Annotated in this window: 12 protein-coding genes and 1 other RNA gene; 6 read left to right on the forward strand and 7 right to left on the reverse strand. The window is 42.0% G+C overall.

Annotated elements, in window-relative coordinates; translation table 11 throughout:
• Window positions 1-7: 7 nt before the first annotated feature.
• Together ALT761_RS10940 and ALT761_RS10945 are read right to left on the reverse strand one after the other, a co-directional pair.
• Window positions 8-1,978, reverse strand: a complete 1,971-nt coding sequence (locus ALT761_RS10940) for a tetratricopeptide repeat-containing sulfotransferase family protein (protein ID WP_129738642.1) — start codon at window positions 1,976-1,978, stop codon at window positions 8-10.
• A gap of 120 nt (window positions 1,979-2,098) precedes the next feature.
• The gene (locus ALT761_RS10945; RefSeq protein ID WP_129738644.1) at window positions 2,099-4,807 is read right to left on the reverse strand and encodes a TonB-dependent receptor; all 2,709 of its coding nucleotides are present in this window, start codon (window positions 4,805-4,807) and stop codon (window positions 2,099-2,101) included.
• Between the two features lie 297 nt (window positions 4,808-5,104).
• Here ALT761_RS10945 and ALT761_RS10950 point away from each other — a divergent pair, with 297 nt between their 5' ends.
• Complete coding sequence (locus ALT761_RS10950; protein ID WP_129738646.1) at window positions 5,105-7,075, forward strand: BCCT family transporter; 1,971 nt, start codon at window positions 5,105-5,107, stop codon at window positions 7,073-7,075.
• A 34-nt stretch (window positions 7,076-7,109) separates the two neighbouring features.
• Entirely contained in the window at window positions 7,110-7,589 is a 480-nt protein-coding gene (locus tag ALT761_RS10955) for a MarR family winged helix-turn-helix transcriptional regulator (RefSeq protein WP_057791558.1), read from the forward strand.
• 153 nt (window positions 7,590-7,742) lie between these two features.
• Here ALT761_RS10955 and ALT761_RS10960 read toward each other — a convergent pair whose 3' ends face one another.
• Window positions 7,743-8,102 (reverse strand): RnfH family protein, encoded by a 360-nt coding sequence (locus tag ALT761_RS10960; RefSeq protein WP_129738648.1) that lies wholly within the window; start codon window positions 8,100-8,102, stop codon window positions 7,743-7,745.
• Window positions 8,099-8,530 carry a type II toxin-antitoxin system RatA family toxin gene (locus ALT761_RS10965; RefSeq protein ID WP_129738649.1) on the reverse strand — a complete coding sequence of 144 codons (432 nt, stop codon included), beginning with the start codon at window positions 8,528-8,530 and terminating at the stop codon, window positions 8,099-8,101. The genes ALT761_RS10960 and ALT761_RS10965 overlap by 4 nt, the downstream gene beginning before the upstream one ends.
• A 212-nt stretch (window positions 8,531-8,742) precedes the next feature.
• Between ALT761_RS10965 and smpB the strand changes: the two genes are divergently transcribed.
• Window positions 8,743-9,222, forward strand: a complete 480-nt coding sequence (gene smpB / locus ALT761_RS10970) for an SsrA-binding protein SmpB (protein ID WP_013783878.1) — start codon at window positions 8,743-8,745, stop codon at window positions 9,220-9,222.
• Between the two features lie 87 nt (window positions 9,223-9,309).
• Here smpB and ALT761_RS10975 read toward each other — a convergent pair whose 3' ends face one another.
• Window positions 9,310-10,641 carry an NADH:flavin oxidoreductase/NADH oxidase family protein gene (locus tag ALT761_RS10975; RefSeq protein WP_232043432.1) on the reverse strand — a complete coding sequence of 444 codons (1,332 nt, stop codon included), beginning with the start codon at window positions 10,639-10,641 and terminating at the stop codon, window positions 9,310-9,312.
• Window positions 10,642-10,771: 130 nt separating this feature from the next.
• Between ALT761_RS10975 and ssrA the strand changes: the two genes are divergently transcribed.
• The 3 genes from ssrA to ALT761_RS10990 all read left to right on the forward strand — a co-directional run bounded on the left by ssrA (window position 10,772) and on the right by ALT761_RS10990 (window position 15,005).
• Window positions 10,772-11,129: a transfer-messenger RNA gene (gene ssrA / locus ALT761_RS10980) on the forward strand.
• A 539-nt stretch (window positions 11,130-11,668) separates the two neighbouring features.
• Window positions 11,669-13,378 carry an ATP-dependent nuclease gene (locus ALT761_RS10985; protein ID WP_129738653.1) on the forward strand — a complete coding sequence of 570 codons (1,710 nt, stop codon included), beginning with the start codon at window positions 11,669-11,671 and terminating at the stop codon, window positions 13,376-13,378.
• On the forward strand, window positions 13,371-15,005 hold the full coding sequence (locus ALT761_RS10990) for a UvrD-helicase domain-containing protein (RefSeq protein WP_129738655.1): 1,635 nt from the start codon (window positions 13,371-13,373) through the stop codon (window positions 15,003-15,005). Before ALT761_RS10985 ends, ALT761_RS10990 begins: the two co-directional genes overlap by 8 nt.
• A gap of 103 nt (window positions 15,006-15,108) precedes the next feature.
• Here ALT761_RS10990 and ALT761_RS10995 read toward each other — a convergent pair whose 3' ends face one another.
• Both ALT761_RS10995 and ALT761_RS11000 read right to left on the reverse strand, forming a co-directional pair.
• Entirely contained in the window at window positions 15,109-16,284 is a 1,176-nt protein-coding gene (locus ALT761_RS10995) for a site-specific integrase (protein ID WP_129738657.1), read from the reverse strand.
• 15 nt (window positions 16,285-16,299) lie between these two features.
• A complete protein-coding gene (locus tag ALT761_RS11000) occupies window positions 16,300-16,491 on the reverse strand; it encodes a hypothetical protein (protein ID WP_129738659.1) in 192 nt (63 codons plus the stop codon).
• Window positions 16,492-17,018: the final 527 nt, after the last annotated feature.

Here is a 17,018-nt window from a genome sequence, read left to right on the forward strand (position 1 = left end):
AACGTTCCTAAGACATGTTGCTTCGTTTAGTTAATGCCACTTTAAGTTCATCTAAGTAGCCTTCAAAAGGCTTCCACTGCCGCATACCCGTTTTATATATAGGCTGGCGTACTTGTTCTGAACTGGGGGTTTTAATTACCCTTTTGGTTTCATAGAAAGACAAACAAGCAGGTTCAAATGGCAGGCCACAATAATCAAGAATACGATGTACTTGCCCTTCTAAATCTTCAAGCACATCTTCGTGCTGTACGGTAAGAATGTGATCGGGCAATACGGTATGCCAGTGGTTCATTAGCTTTTCATAAGCGCAATAATAACGCCCAATATCATCTAACGAATAGCTGAACTCCTGCCCTTCCCCGAATAGCTGCTTAAAACCACTAAAACAACAATCCATGGGGTCGCGTCTAGCATCAATAATCTTTGCGTTGGGCAAAATGCGTTTAATAAGCCCAATATGCACAAAGTTATTCGGCATTTTATCAATAAAGAAAGGGGCTGATTGACGATAAGCCTGGGTTTGCGCCATGTATTTTTCGCCAAGGGCAATACACGCTTCATCAGATAAATCGGCAAGATTATACGGGTACGCTTTCTTTTGATTACTTAAGCTAGAGGCAATGCCTAAAATATCATGTAGCTCCATGGTGCCATCTACCATAGAGTGAGACGCCAAAATTTGCTCTAGCAACGTAGAGCCTGCCCTTGGCAAGCCAACAATAAAAATAGGATCTGGTGCATCACACCCACTAAATTCACTCATTAACTCTGCATCGCAGGCCAATGCTTGCGCTTCAAGTGCCGCCTCTGTGCGGGTAATGTCGAATCGATGCGTGCGCTTTTTAAGGCTGTTACCTTTAGCATAATAATCAAACGCTTTGTCGGCCTGCTTGGCATCTTCAAAGCCTTTCCCTAGTGCAAAGCAAAGGTGAATTCTGTCGTCTAGCTTTGTGATTTCAAGCGCTTCTTGCTGCTGCATAACCGCCAAGGCGCTATCATCAAATCGATAAGTCTTTGTGTTAGCTAGGCTCCAATACGCATCGCCGAAATCAGGTGCGAACGCGGCGGCTTTTTCATAAGAAGCAATGGCCTCTTTCACGTCACCCTTCGCTTTTAACGCATGACCCAGGGCTACCCAAAGTGCGGGGCGATCTTGTTTATCGGCCAGTAAGCTATGGTAAATACCAATCGCTTCTTCCAGCTCACCAACCCCCACCAACGCGTGGGCCAGGCTAACTTTTATGGAAAAGCTTTCTGGCTGTTGCGTTAAGCGTGCTTGTGCAACTTTGGCGGCTTGCGGAAATTTACCTAGTTTTGCCAGTAACCCTTGATAAGCCGCTTGGGCTTTATCGTTTTCAGGGTAAAGTGCAACACAGCTTTCTAGTAAAAACTCAGCATCGTGATACACCTTTAGCTGTACGCCTAATTCTGCCAGTAGCATCATGGCTTCAGGGTGATGTTTGTTTTTGGCTAAAAACTGACGGCAGACTTGCTCTGCTTTGTGCAATTGACCTTCGTGCATAAGGTCGTGTGCGCCAAACAAGGGTTTGGGCAAGCTTTGTAGGAAACTGATGTGCTGCTGCGCTAATAGAAGGGCTTGGGGTTGATTGTCACGCTTGTATACCGCTTCAAGTTGCTGCCACGCAGCTAATAACGCTGGATTAAAACGAGTTGCTTGATAAAAAGCATTGGCGGCTTCGTTGTGGGCATTGTTGCGAGCATAACAGTAGCCCAACTCTTGAAAGCCTCTTCCATAATCAGGGAACAAACCTACTAACTGTGAAAGTGTATTAATAGCGTTCTTGATATCTCCCGATAGTCGATACGCCACCGCCATGACATACATGGCTTCGCGGGTTGCGTCTTCGCTGGGTTTTACATCAAGAAACTGCTTACTTTGCGCAATAACATGCTGATGATTAGACTGCATTAAACTTTGCTTTAGCGCAGAAAGGGTTTGTTGTTCTTGTGAATTCATAAATACAGCATGCCTAAAAACATAAAAAAACGGCATACCCTAAGGAATGCCGTTTTAGGTAGGTGTAACATATTACATGAAGTTCAAATTACACCAAAGTCAGATTACACACCTTGTGTGTTAGTAGTAATCGTAAGAAAAACGAACACCAATAGTGCGTGGGCGATTCGTTACTACCTTAGGTGTAAACTGCTGAGTATCAATGTTTAAAATTGCGCTTTCATCAAACACGTTATCAACATAAAGCTCGGCTTTCCAAACATCGTTAGTCACACCAACGGCTAGGTTAGCTAGCATGTAAGACTCTTGTACGTAACGTCCACCTTCAAAGGTATTGCCATTTGAATCAGCATAAGTCACCCCTTCGTAAACGTCTGCGTGCTTCTCAATTTTAAGGCCAGAACCTGTGCCGTAAATAAGTTGCGTTGCATCTTCCATTACGTAAGCGTCCATTACCATGCCAGCATAACGGTCACCCGTGTAGCTTACAGAGCCGTTCACATAACCACGCTTGTCACCTTCCAGTTCGAAGAAATAACGTGCGTTGATGTTACCCGAGAAGCTTGCAGAGTAAGGTAGTTCAGAGCCTACACCCGCTGCAATACCTTCAAGCTCAGAATTTACACTAGTTAATTCAGTACTTAGCAAACTAAATGCAGCATTAATGACTAAATCGTCTGTGGCTAACCAGGTAATATCAGCATCTAAACCTTGAATCTCTGCATCACCAACGTTGTCGGTAAATACTAAGAAAGAGATGTTAGTTGGGTCGAAACGTGATGTTTGTAAATCACTAATTTCAGAGTAATACGCTGTAGCGTTTACACGTAAAATACCGTCTAAGAAGTCACCCTTCACACCTAGCTCGTAGTTATCAAGTGTATCTGTGGTTGAATACACTGGAATACGGAAGCCTTCAAACGCGCCATTTTGGTTTTTCGCCAAACCACCACCAACACGGTTAGTTACTGGCGGACGGAAACCTTCTGAATAGTTAGCAAACAATAGAACATCATCGTTTACCTTCCAATCTAATGAGAACTTGAAGATAGTATCGTCAACGGTAAGTACACCATCGCTACCTAACAAATCAGTTTCTAGCTGACCACTAGCAATAGCAGCATTTACTGCATCTGGGTCTAAACCAACGGCGGCCAACTCATCTGGGTCTAAAGAACCAAAGGCTTGTACACGACGGGTTACATCTACTGTTGTAGTAGAACCTGTGTACTTATCATCAATTTGATACCAACGGGCACCAACACTCGCGGTTAGTGAATCAGTAATGTCGTATTCAAACTGACCAAATACGGCAATTTGTTCAACGGTATGAGTAATATCGTTAACAAAGCTGATTTCAGATGGGAACGGTCCGCCATCGCTATTAATGCCATCAGTACCTACTAAGGTTCTTTGTAGGTTATTGAAGCCGTATTGCGTTAGCTCACCATCAGTATTGGCAATTTTGAACTGTCCTACTGTGGCTACTTCTTGGTCATCATAGAACAAACCAGCTGTTACACGCCAAGGCGTATCCATGGTAGTTACAAAACGAAGCTCGTGCGTTGAACGAGTTGTCGTTGTGTCTTCTCTAAAATACTTAGTAGGATCTAAACAGCGCTGATCTTCAGCTTCAACACCCGACTCATAATGGTTACACACATAATACGCGGCGAAAGCACCACCATTGGTGTAGCCTGTGTAATCAGCTAGTGTATCTATTTCACGATCTAGATAGCCACCTGTGTACACAAGGTCTAGCTTCTCTAAACGACCTTCTAGTGTCCACGTCGTTAAGCCGAACTCGTCTTTGTTTTCTTCTTGAGCAAAACGAAGCGCTGAGCTTTCGCCTTCAAGAGTTGGATCGTAAGCAAATACACCTTCAGTATCTAACGTTTGTTGGGTGTGCTGAACTAACAAATCCCAATCATCGTTAAATTCATACAACAAACCAAAACGCGCACCTGTGTACAAGGCATCGTTAAAGTCTTCTTCAACAAGCGCATCATTTTGAGGCGATACAACAGAAGCTTCTTCGTTCGAGTTAACGCCTCGGCTAGTTACGCGGTTTTGATCCATTGCAACAGGATCAGCAAGTGGGCCGCCAGAGATACGGTCGATAACAACCGCACTGCCAATGTAACCCCCCTCACCTGGAACGTTCATTACGTTATCAATCCAGCCGCCTTGCTTGTCGTTGTAAGCCGCAACGCGGAAACCAAGCTTATCGGTAAGTGGCAAATTGAAGTAAGCCGTCACCGAGTTACTCATTTCACCGCCTTTGGTGAAACCAATATTGGTATCAAAACCAGCACCAAAACTGTTTAAGTCAGGTTTGTTAGTAATTAAACGAATTGTACCAGCCTGAGAGCTTGCACCAAACAAGGTACCTTGTGGACCTGGTAGTACTTCAACACGCTCAACATCGGTAGCGTAAACGTCTAGGTTACGTCCAGCCATGGATACTGGTTGTTCATCTACATAGAAAGCAACAGAAGGCTGTAACGCTTGAACTGAAGATAACATGATGTTTGATTGGGTAGTCGCCGCGCCACGAATATATATTTCGTTTTGGCCGGGGCCCGTACCCTGAAACACTACGTTTGGTAGGAATTCAACGTAGTCTTGAAAATTATCAATGCCTAAATTTTCGAGTGCTTTACCATTAAGTGCAGTAACGGCGACAGGTACATCTTGGATAGACTCGGCGCGTTTAGTGGCGGTAACTTCTATAGTTTCAAGTTTCGCTGGCGCTTCAGATTCTTGAGCGAGCAACGGTGTAGATGCCAATGCAGCAACAATTGCACAGCTAAGCTGAGTTTTACGCATAATGTGTGTTTTCCCTATTAGGTGATTTTTTATTCTTTGAACTGTGTTTACTTAAGACACTTATCAAAAATATCATTTATATTAACCCACAAACCAAGATTAATTTCTACTCTAACTATTATTTAATCACTTATACTTTAGTTTTCCCTCTATTTATAACGTGGAATTATAAAGCCGCCATTCAAATAAAGAATCAGTTCTAATAATTACAATCAAAGTTTATAAAAGTTGTTCCATGCTGTATATTTCGACGTAACAACTCTAAGTCGACAGATAAGAGAAAGGACTGATACTAGCGTGAGCGAAACTGAGAACACATCACCCTTAAACAAACCCGTGTTTTACACGTCTTCAATAATAATAGCTTGCCTGCTCATTTTTGCAGCAGCTTTACCTGAAACCGCAGATTCACTTTTCAAAACGATTCAAGCAGTCATAGTGACAAACGGCAGTTGGTTCTATGTACTGACTGTTGCCATTGTTTTGTTATTCGTAGTTTATCTGGGCATGTCTCGCTATGGCGAAATTAAACTAGGCCCCGACCACGCCGTACCCGAATTTAAGTTCACTACTTGGCTTTCTATGCTATTCGCTGCCGGTATGGGTATAGGACTTATGTTTTTTGGGGTCGCCGAGCCCCTAATGCACTTTTTAGCGCCACCGACGGCGCAAGCTGAAAGTATTGATGCTGTGCGCGAAGCAATGAAAACGACCTTTTTCCATTGGGGTGTGCATGCTTGGGCAATTTATGCTGTGGTGGCTTTGATATTGGCCTATTTTGCGTATCGACAGAACTTACCGCTAACCTTACGTTCTGCCCTATATCCGTTAATTGGAGACAGAATTTACGGATGGCCAGGCCATGTTGTCGATATCTTTGCCGTTACCTCTACCGTGTTTGGTGTTTCAACATCACTAGGGTTAGGCGCATCTCAAGTTAATGCAGGCTTTAATTACTTATTTGGCTTGCCTTCAAATACCACTGTTCAAATATTGATTATGGCAGGGGTTATCGGCTTAGCCGTCATCTCTGTAGCAACAGGACTAGATAAAGGTATTCGTATTTTGTCTGAAACCAACATGGTTTTAGCCATTTTACTGCTTCTTATTGTTTTAGTGTTGGGCCCAACCGTATTCTTACTGCAAGCCTATATGCAAAATACGGGGGCGTACTTATCTGATTTAGTTAGAAATACGTTCAACTTATTTGCCTATGATAAAACCGATTGGATTGGTGGCTGGACCATATTCTATTGGGGCTGGTGGTTAGCGTGGGCACCTTTCGTAGGTTTGTTTATTGCGCGTATCTCATACGGCCGTTCTATTCGTGAATTTATCTTGGGTGTGTTACTTATCCCATCTGCCTTTACACTTTTCTGGATGACTGTATTTGGTAATGGTGCTATCGACCAAGTATTAGTGCATGGTAAAGATATATTAGCCACCATGGTTAACGAGGATAGTGCCGTCGCCCTGTTCGTATTCTTAGAGCAGTTCCCGTTCTCATCGATATTAAGCTTTATTGCCGTAATAATGGTGATCGTGTTCTTTGTAACATCGTGCGACTCAGGGGCAATGGTAGTAGACATGCTATGTTCGCATGGTAGAAACGACACGCCGTTGTGGCAGCGAATTTACTGGGCCGTTGGTGTAGGTGTGGTAAGTGCCGTTTTACTTTATGCTGGTGGTTTGGGGGCACTTCAAACCATGACAATTGCCTCGGCATTACCCTTTGCAATCGTGTTGCTAATAGCGATAGCGGGGCTGTTGAAAGCGCTACGGGTAGAAGCCTATAAGCGTGAAAGCTTACAAGTACTTGCTGGAACGCCGCAACATAATGACGGTGATAAAAACTGGAAAGACCGATTAGAGAACATAGTGACCTTCCCCGATGAAGCCGCAGTTAGGCGCTATTTACAGAAAATTGTGAAACCCGCAATGACTGAAGTTGGGAAAGAGTTCGAAACACAGCAATTTGAAATCGTGATTGATGAAACCGAAGAGGCGTTGATGTTAACCGTCACTATGGGAAGCGATCCTGATTTTGTATACGCAGTGTACCCTTCGGTTACTCATCAGCCAGAATTTGGCCCGAGTGACATGCCAGAGGTAGACGAAGGCGAAAAGCCCACGTACTATCGCGCAGAAGTTCATTTAAGTGAAGGTGGTCAAAACTACGACATTATGGGATGGTCGAAGATCTCAGTTATTAATGACGTTATTGATCAATTTCAAAAGCATCAACACTTTATCCATTTGCTTAACTAGTTTGGGTTAGGGTTGCAGATTTATTAGGAATAAAATGCGAAAAGAAGAAGAATTGTTAGTTGCTCTACGGCGCGTGATCCGCGCCGTAGACCTACGCAGCAAGCAATTGAGCAAGCATGTTGGGCTAACAGGCCCACAATTATTGGTAATGCAAAATATTCAAGAGAAGCCGGGTATTATGGTGCGAGAAATCGCTGAAAACATAAACCTGAGCCCTGCGACCATTACCAATATTCTTGATCGCCTAGAAGGCAGAGATTTAGCAACCCGTATTCGAAGTACGCAAGATAAACGTAAAGTGGGCGTGTTCCTTACAGAAAAAGGAAAAGTGGCAGTTGTGAATGCTCCTCGCCCCCTTCAGGAACATTTCGTGGAGCGTTTTTCGCAGCTAAAAGAATGGGAGCAAAGTCAAATGGTTGCTACGGTTCAGCGAATTGCGAGCATGATGGATGCAGAAGATATTGATGCATCACCGTTTCTTGAGCTTGGTAGTATTTCAGAAAAACCAAACTAAAACCTGTTTAGGTTTTTTCGCTTAAGCACATTTGCGATATACAAAAACAAAACAGCCGGCATATGCCGGCTATTTTTATTTGTACTTACGAAAATACTTAAAACCTTTAGTACCCATACCTTCAGTTACTATTAAAGGGTTATGACTGGCGCTTTAGTCAGTGTTTTTATCTGCGGCTTTCAGCGGATTAACCCTGCCGCCAGTTACTTTGTCGGCACGGCCTTCTTCTTTGGCTTTTTCGGCGCGCCGTTTTCTAATTTCTTTCGGGTCGGCAATAAGTGGGCGGTAAATTTCTATTCTGTCGCCGTCTTTAACCGTGTCACGCAATTTAACCACGCGACTCCATATGCCAACCTTGGTGCTCGATAAATCGATATCAGGGTACTCATTTAATAGATTCGAAGCTTGAATTACCTCTTCTACGGTTGCACCTTCGTTTATCGACACATCCACCAAAGACTGCTTAGTAGGAAGTGCATAAGCTACTTCAATATGCATTAAGCCTTCACTCACGCGTAAACACTCCTAGCACGTTCTGTGAACGCAACCACCATATTCGCTGCCAAGTTATTGAAGATTTTGCCAAATGCCATTTCTACTAACTTATTGGTAAATTCAAACTCAAGGTTAAGCTCTATTTTACAGGCTTCGTCAGACAACGCTGAAAACGTCCAACCGCCAGTTAAATAGCGAAACGGCCCATCGACAAGCTGCATATCTATTCGCTTACCGGGTTCAAGTACGTTATGGGTAGTGAACCACTGCTTAATGCCTGCTTTTGCCACTAACAACGAGGCTTTCATGTTTTCACCAGATGCTTCTAAAACCTTGCTGTCTCGACAACCTGGTAGAAACTGCGGATAAGCCGCAACATCGTTTACCAAGTCGAACATAGCCTGGGCGCTGTGTGCTACCAATGCACTGCGTTGTATACTCGCCATGTACTTCACTATATAAATATCTAAAGGCGCATTATATCATAGAAAAAATACCACAGAAAAACCCCTTCTCTCGTCTTCGCTTTTTAGGTTTCGCCCCCACATCGTTATGTAAGGCCACAATACCTTTTGCACTAATAAATATTAGTAAATGAACTAATAAATATTGCTACAGGTATACAGACATTCTTACGACAATCAGTATAATAGCGAGCATGAAAAAGAATAAAGCCAACAAAAACACCACCGGTACCATCGCGCAAAACAAAAAAGCGCGCCACGACTATTTCCTAGAGGACAAATTTGAAGCAGGTATTCAGCTTCAAGGCTGGGAAATAAAAAGTATCCGCTCAGGTAAAGTTAACATTTCCGATTGCTATGTGATTATTCAAAATGCCGAAGCTTATTTGGTAGGTTGTCGCATAAGCCCGTTGAACCAAGCATCTACTCACGTTGTGTGTGAACCCGAACGTGCGCGTAAATTGTTATTGAAAAAGCGCGAACTAGACCGACTAATGGGTGCAAGAGACCGACAAGGTTACTCTATTGTAGCCACAGCCATGTATTGGAAGAAATGCTGGGTTAAGTTAGAAATCAATCTTGCCAAAGGTAAGCATGAGCGAGACAAACGAGACTCGTTAAAAGATCAAGACTGGCAACGTCAGAAAGAAAGAATGATGAAACACAGCGTTTAACGCTGTGTTTTTCTTTTAGCTGTCACATTATTTGCAAGGCTGGCTATTAAACTGGTTGCTGGGCTATTTATTGGTCTGATTGCTGGACTATTTGTTGGATTGATCTGCACTAACATTACTTGCACTAGCTGAACTAGCGGTAACATTTTTGCCACTGCTATTGTCTGGGCTAGTAAGCTGAATACTACCATTTTTAGCGTTAACATCACGCTTAGTCATCGACTTGCGATGCATCATATCAAGCACCAAGCTCCAAAATGGCGAAGGCGAACGCAAGGTTGTTAAGTTGTTACCTAAACGCCTTAACTGACGGCGAACCATAGCCATGTTTGCTAAACTTGCTAACGATTTATCTTTCCACGTACAGTGCGGAATAACGCCAGAATAGCGCCATTCTTGCTGCCACTTCTTGGCTAAATCAGGCGTAATGGCCAATGCACTGGCTAACCCCACCAATGAACAACCTTGCTGAATCACTTTTTCAGCAACTTCAGCCCGCTTTATACCGCCTGTTGTCATTAACGGAATATCGGTTTTAGTTTCAAGGCTGTGTGCAAATTCTAAAAAGTAAGCTTCACGAGCAAGAGTAGTATCGTCGCGAGTTTGCCCTTGCATGGCCGGTGCTTCGTAACTACCGCCTGACAATTCTACCACATCAACACCTAGCGCCTCTAAACGGCGTACCACTTCACAGGCATCATCAAAACTAAACCCGTTACGCTGAAAATCAGCAGAATTAAGTTTAACCATAACAATAAAGCCACTTGGGCATACCGCGCGAATTTGGCTAACAATATTAATCAGTAAACGTGCACGATTAATAATAGAACCGCCCCACTCGTCTTGTCGCTGATTGGTTAGTGGTGATAAAAATTGGGTGAGTAGATAACCATGGGCCGCGTGAATTTCAACGCCATCAAAACCCGCTTTTTGCGCTTGCACTGCCGTTTCAACAAAGCGTTTACACACATCGTGAATGTCTTGGCAGGTCATTTCTTTTGGAACGGCAAACAATTTTGAGTGTTTACCCATCTTAAGAGGTACAGCTGAGGGCGCAATGGCTTTACCCTGCATGGCTTTAAATACCTGACGACCAGGGTGATTAATTTGCATCACCGCTAGCGCACCGTTGGATTTGATAATTTTAGCCCAGCGCTCAAACGGCTCTAAGGGGGAGTTTTTATCTAGTACAACACCACCTGGGCCTGTCATCGACTCACGATCGACCATCACGTTACCCGTAATAACCATGCCCAAGTTGCCATGCGCCCAGTACCGGTAAAGCGTATACAGCGCACTTCCAGGAAGACTGCCCGCACTCGACATGTTCTCTTCCATCGCCGCTTTTACAAGGCGATTACGTACCACTACCCCGCAAGGTAAGGTATAAGGCGTATAAATTATTGAGTCTGAAGGCATTAGCACATTAATTGTAATTTCAAGCCGGTACACTTTAATGGTTATTGCCGATAAATGCATCTTTTGAAAGCAAAATATAAAGAAATCATTTAACCGCAAGCAAGTTATGTTATACTGCGCTTTCACACTCGGGGCTGATTAGGATTCGACAGGATCTTGGAAGCCGGAGGTGCATGCAGAGGTGCGGCTGGCCTCTTAAAAAAGCCGCATACAAATAGTCGCAAACGACGAAAACTACGCACTAGCCGCTTAATAACCGGTATAGGCCCTTCCACCATAGCTTTGTTTGCTAGCGTGGATTCGGAAGGTCATCCAAGCAAACTAGCGAGGGAAACTCTCCTGAGGTTGAACCGCGAAATAGTATCGGGACAGCTACCAAGAACCCTGTTTGTCGGGGTCTAAAGTAGTTAAAGAAAAGACAAACTAAGCATGTAGTACCAAAGGTAGACATTTTCTGGACGCGGGTTCAAATCCCGCCAGCTCCACCACTTTAAAACCGCTACAGCCCCACTACAACGCGGGCTGTAGCGGAATCCCCCACTAATACCCCACTAGCAATCAACTACAAAGTACACTTGTTCTGCACACACTGTATTTAAAGGGTTTCAGGCTTTTTTAGAAGTTTTGGATTTGCTTCAAATTTAATTGGAAATACACAATTACTGCACGTAGGTTTCTCCGATTTTTCGTTTAGTTTAACGAAGGTACTTTTATTCTATCCATGTTTCTTGTGTGAATATATTCTCAGCTAGTGTAGATAATATCGTCGGCTCTGAGAGTTTGCGGCACAACCATTCAGGAGTTTTATGAAGATGATAAAGTGATGGCAAGTTCTATGTAAGTTTTAACAATGCTCCAATTATAAATGGCACCCTCCTAACAGTAAGTAAAAGAGTGAGTTTTAATCGTTAGTTATTACTGGTTAAAGTTGATGTATAATCAATGCCCTGTGGCCCTTTCGGGTTACTCGCGACAAAGAAGGTTGGTTCGCTGGGATTCATGACGGAATATTTGCAAGGAGCATTGATTGAAAATTGATAATGTAAAACTCGTTGGCTTTAGAAACTTTAAAGATATATCAGTACGCTTTAATGATAGAACTTTAATTATTGGCAGTAACGACGTCGGTAAAACAAACTTGTTGTATGCTTTACGCTTGTTGCTAGATAAGTCTCTATCAGACCGAGATATTGAACCAGTCCTAACTGATTTTTATATCAACAGAGATGGTGAACAATCCGGTTCCTTTACAATAAATATATATTTTTCAAAAGTTACAGAGGATGCTGTTTTATCAATTTTAAAAGGACATGTTAGTGACAATGGAACATGTGTAATTTCGATGGTTGCTGATAGAGCGACACTAGAGTACCAGATCTATATAGGTTGTTCAGAAGACGAATTAGAATTAGTTCAATCTCGATTTTATTTAAAGCGTTTAAATCTGAGATATGTTCGTTCTAGGAGAGACCTCGAAAAATTCATTAATATAGAAAAGAAAAAGCTTCTAAAGCAATCTCAAGATAATCTTGAAGAGGCTGATTTTGCAGCCGATCAAGTAGAAATGAAAGTAATTTCTGAACAGTTAGGTCAAGTCAATGAAAAAGTGGCTGGACTTAATTACGTTAAAGACGCAACATCTATAGTTAATGAAGAGCTAAAGAAGTTATCACATACGAATGGCGACTATAGCGTCCATTTAGATACTGGAGCCATTAAAGTTAATCAATTTATTGATAATTTGGAGCTTGGCGCTTCAACTTCAGGCTCTAAAATAATGCTAGGGGGTGATGGGAGAAATAACCAGATATTATTAGCATTATGGAAGGCAAAAAGTCAGAGGGAGTTTGACCCTGTCCATGAAGTAACATTCTATTGTGTAGAAGAACCTGAAGCTCACCTCCATCCGCATCAACAACGTAAATTGGCTGACTACTTAATAAATGAATTACCAGGCCAAACAATTATCACCAGTCATTCACCACAAATAACTGAGCGTTATAAACCTGATTCCATTATACGGCTCTTCTCTTCAGCTGAAGGCTCTAAAGCAGCAAAAGATGGCTGCTCCCATTGTATTTCAGATGCATGGGATGAGTTGGGCTATCGGATGAGCATACTTCCGGCAGAAGCTTTTTTTGCTAGTTGCGTATTTCTTGTTGAAGGGCCTTCTGAAAAATTGTTCTATGAAGAGCTAGCGACTCAATTAGGGTTTGATTTAGATTTTTACAATATAACCATCTTATGTGTTGATGGTATTCAATTTAAAGTCTATTGCCAGATACTTGATGCAATGGAAATTCCTTGGGTGCTGAGAACGGACAACGATGTTTCTGGAACTAAGGGAAGACCTGATAAAAGAGCTGTAGGGTTTAATCGCTGTTTTTCTCTAATGGGTTTACCCAATGCTCCATATTATCCGGCGAATACTTCATCACAAGACCTTGTTGATAATGGTGCTTGGCAGAATACTTCTAACCAAGTGAACCCAAATGGTATGTTCTTATCTAAAATAGACCTTGAGAACGATATCGCTCTTGAGTTGGAAGCTGAGCTTTTAGCTTTTGCAGATGTAGAGGACGTTCAAGATGCCATTAAGTATTTGCAGGGCAAAAAGGCGATTAGAATGCGAGAGTTTATTTCACAAAATAGAGGTGCGTTTGTCAATTTAGACAATGGTGAACTGGCAAAGCCACTTGTATTCGCAGTCGCTCAGGCTATAACTAAGCATGGCTAATTTTGAATTTACCCCAGATCAAGAAGCTGCAATTTTATCTGCTGCTAACATGGTTATTACCGCCTGTCCAGGAAGCGGCAAAACAACTGTCCTCGTCGAAAAAATAAGAAATGAAGTTCAATCGCTTCCTGACTATAAAGGCGTGATTGGCATTACGTTCACGGTAAAAGCAAGCAAAGAATTAAAACAGCGGTGTAAAAAAGATGCGTGCGATTTAAAGGCTAGCTTTTTCGGGACAATTGATCACTTTTGTTTAAGCGAAATTATTTATCCATTTGGTGCCAGATTGATAGGCCACGTTTCGTCAGCTATTGAGTGCAAATTATTCGATGAGATTCCCCAAGCCTTAAAAGATCAACTACCTACTATTTCTGCTTACTCTGGCGACATTAAAACTGAAATTTATCCAAAATTTGAACAAGACATAAAGACTTTGTATGAGAATGGATATGTTTTGCTTGAGCTTTTAGGGGTAATGGCTAACCATATCCTAAGTAACTCTTTAGCCTGCCAAAACTACTTTCGAGCAAAGTATTCTTCTATTTATGTTGATGAATATCAGGACTCATCTGAACCTCAACATATGCTATTTTTGAAGTTAATAGAACTGGGGTTAACGGGCGTTGCTGTTGGGGATACACAGCAATCGATTTATGCATGGCGAGGAAGTAACCCCGAATATATTACAAGTTTGACCGACCAGCCTGAAGTCTTTGAACATCACATAGTTAACATAAATCACAGGTGCCACCCTTCTATTACCAACTATTCGAACAGATTATTTAACCCAGCTTGTGATTTAATTCCCACTGATGAAATAAGAGTTTATAGATGGAGTTATCAAGGTACTCAGCTAGATGTGTCTGAACAAGTTAGTTACTCTATTCTCGATATTATCGAAAAAGGTATAACAGACTCTTATTCTAAAATAGGTATTCTAGTTAGAAACAATATATCTCTCGAATTTCTAGAGCAAAGGCTGAAAGTCCCTTTTAGAATTTTTGATGAAAATCCATTAGCTGTTAGAAACACTCGTATTACTAATTTGTTTGCAAGCTTGTTGCGGTATCGTTTTAATGCTGATTATAGGATTAACGATGTAATCGAAACATTTGAACGATACATAAAAGTTCAAGAGCAACAAGTCCCTAATCTTCGGAGATTAGTTGCTGATGTAAAAAACAAAGGTTCTGAAGAGCTGGCTGAGTCGATTATTAATATCTCTGAAGGTATTTATAATTGTGTTATTTCAGATTCAGATAAAGGGCTAATTCATAATATTTGTGTTGATAGTAAGTTGCTAAAACATTACATGCCAATCAACGAAAATGAAGTACAAGTAATGACTCTTCATAAATCTAAAGGACTGGAATTTGATGTGGTTTATCATTTAGACCTTTATGACTGGGTTCACCCTAAAAGGCTTGTTGTTCCAGGTTCATGGGAAGTTCATTATGATAACTGGGGACAAGAACTGAATCTTCATTTCGTTGGTATTACTAGAGCAAAAGAACACTGTATATTAGTTACCAGTAGCAACCGTTTAAACTATCAACACCAAGTGAAAAACGGTAAACCTTCTCAGTTTTTCGATTTACCAGGATTAACAGGGTTATATAGAAAGTAAGTGGACACAATATTTATCAATAAATCTTTCAAATCAGAAAGCCAAAAGCCACTGTCTAAATTAGTCAGTGGCTTTTGGCTTTCTGAATGCTGCTATTACTTAGCTATCGGCTACGAGCTTCCTGTCGTTTAGACTGCTTTTCATAAGCTTCGATATAGTTACCATAATGTTCAAACAACTGCTGTGGCGACGCGTGTCCCATGAGCTTCGAAATTTTCCAAAGGTTTTCGCCTTGAGATATTAGTCTTGTGGCAAACGTGTGACGAAGTTGATATGGATAGCGATATCGCACCCCAGCCCTTTCAATAATTTTTGACCATCTATGCTTTCTAAATGAGTCAGCGTTCCATCGCCTTCCTTGGTCATTAACAAATACGTACTCCTCGTCGTGTTTATCCATTTCTAGCTCTAACAAGTCAGCAAGCTCTTGAGTAATCGCTATTGTCCGTTGTCCAGCGGCCGTTTTAGTACATTTTGTCTCGCCGTGGACAACAGCATCGTAAATAGAAACCTCAAGATTTATAAGACAAACGTCCTCTTTTTTTAAGGCAACCCATTCACTTGATCTCAAACCTGTTTCGCTTAACAGAGTTATAATTGCTTCTTCTGTACCGCTGGTCTCTTTTCTAATTTTTGCCAGTTCATTTGGAGAAAAAGGAAGAACATCTTTATGCATTTTTCTGTTATCGCTTTTTTTTGCAATCTTAATATGGTCTTTTAACTTAAAACCGATAAGTGGGTTCAGCCTGATCACCTTATCTGTAATTGCTGCATCCAATGCAGACCGCAAAACTGATAGCCGATTACCTAACGTTTTTGAAGAAACAGTAGCGTTCTCAACGAAGTTAACAATAGTAATACGCTCCAGTTCAGCTACAGGTATACTCCACAATGGCTCAAGCCCTTTCAAATCTTTTTTGTAGCCAACGATTGTAGATATGGAAAGTCCTCGCTCCTTTGCTTTATCGATATACCTGTCTAGATAAGTTTTAACCGTAACACCCTTCGTTGCCCCACCAAACAACTTTAGTTTTTTAGATTTAGGGAAAAAATCGGCGTAGAAAAATGTTTCCTTAGCGATCTCATGCTTGATGGTTCCTAATACATTAGCTGCCGCGTTGAGGCCTGCCTGAGTAATACCATAGCCAACAGGCTCGCGACACTGGATGCCTTTGTAGGTAAAGCACAATTGTATACCAGCCGCACGTTCGTTTTTATCATAACGAATCGACACACCGCGCACTTTATTTAGCTTTTCAGCATTTTTCTTCAACAACATATACAATTTTCCTCTTTAAGAATTTGAGCCGCTAGTGCGTGCCCATTCACTGATTGCTACGAGGTCAACCCAGCGCTCACGAGCATGTGCTGGTTTGAAAACATGTGTGCCCTTTACCCAGTAGCCACGCTCGATGCGGCGCTCAATCGCTTTTATCTTTTCACCCGACAAATCGCAATACTTACTCAATGGAACGGTTGTTAACACGTACTTAATCCTCTTTACCTCTTCTTCGACTCTTCACGGCAGAAACTTTGTGCCACCGCAAAAGCTTGTATTGACAACTTGCCCCCCCATATTCGAGAAATGAGAGACAAGCTGTTTCACCGAAGGCAAGTAGCCATCCGATGAAGCTATTTTTACAAGTTAACCATTCTCAAGCGAAATTTACGGGAGAATGGAAATTGAGGTTATAAATGCCACCAAGTAAAAAGCCATGTAAACGCTGCGGATCGTGGGAGCGAACTTCTAAAGGGCCGTGTGTTCCCTGCAACAGAAAAGGCCAGAAACGAAGGAATCGTGCAGACGCCACTGGACAAAGCAAAATCGACGATGCTAATGCACTTGCGAGACAGGAAGCCATAGATAAAGGTCAGAATGTATACACCACCGTTGATTTTTGTTACGCATGTAACACCAACCTTAGATACGTGTTAAAACATAAGTGCTTTGAATGTAACTATCTTGGTGCACCAGATAACCCTGACGACAAGCCCCGTCCATTGAAATCAAAA

Source organism: Alteromonas sp. 76-1 (assembly GCF_900654235.1).
GTDB lineage: Bacteria > Pseudomonadota > Gammaproteobacteria > Enterobacterales > Alteromonadaceae > Alteromonas > Alteromonas naphthalenivorans.

Excerpts from the sequence above, each read along its gene's own strand:
- ALT761_RS10990 (WP_129738655.1), top strand. The coding sequence starts at position 13,371 with ATGGCTAATTTTGAATTTACCCCAGATCAAGAAGCTGCAATTTTATCT.
- ALT761_RS10965 (WP_129738649.1), bottom strand. The coding sequence starts at position 8,530 with ATGGCGAGTATACAACGCAGTGCATTGGTAGCACACAGCGCCCAGGCT.
- ALT761_RS10940 (WP_129738642.1), bottom strand. The coding sequence starts at position 1,978 with ATGAATTCACAAGAACAACAAACCCTTTCTGCGCTAAAGCAAAGTTTA.
- smpB (WP_013783878.1), top strand. The coding sequence starts at position 8,743 with ATGAAAAAGAATAAAGCCAACAAAAACACCACCGGTACCATCGCGCAA.
- ALT761_RS10945 (WP_129738644.1), bottom strand. The coding sequence starts at position 4,807 with ATGCGTAAAACTCAGCTTAGCTGTGCAATTGTTGCTGCATTGGCATCT.
- ALT761_RS10995 (WP_129738657.1), bottom strand. The coding sequence starts at position 16,284 with ATGTTGTTGAAGAAAAATGCTGAAAAGCTAAATAAAGTGCGCGGTGTG.
- ALT761_RS10975 (WP_232043432.1), bottom strand. The coding sequence starts at position 10,641 with ATGCCTTCAGACTCAATAATTTATACGCCTTATACCTTACCTTGCGGG.
- ALT761_RS10955 (WP_057791558.1), top strand. The coding sequence starts at position 7,110 with ATGCGAAAAGAAGAAGAATTGTTAGTTGCTCTACGGCGCGTGATCCGC.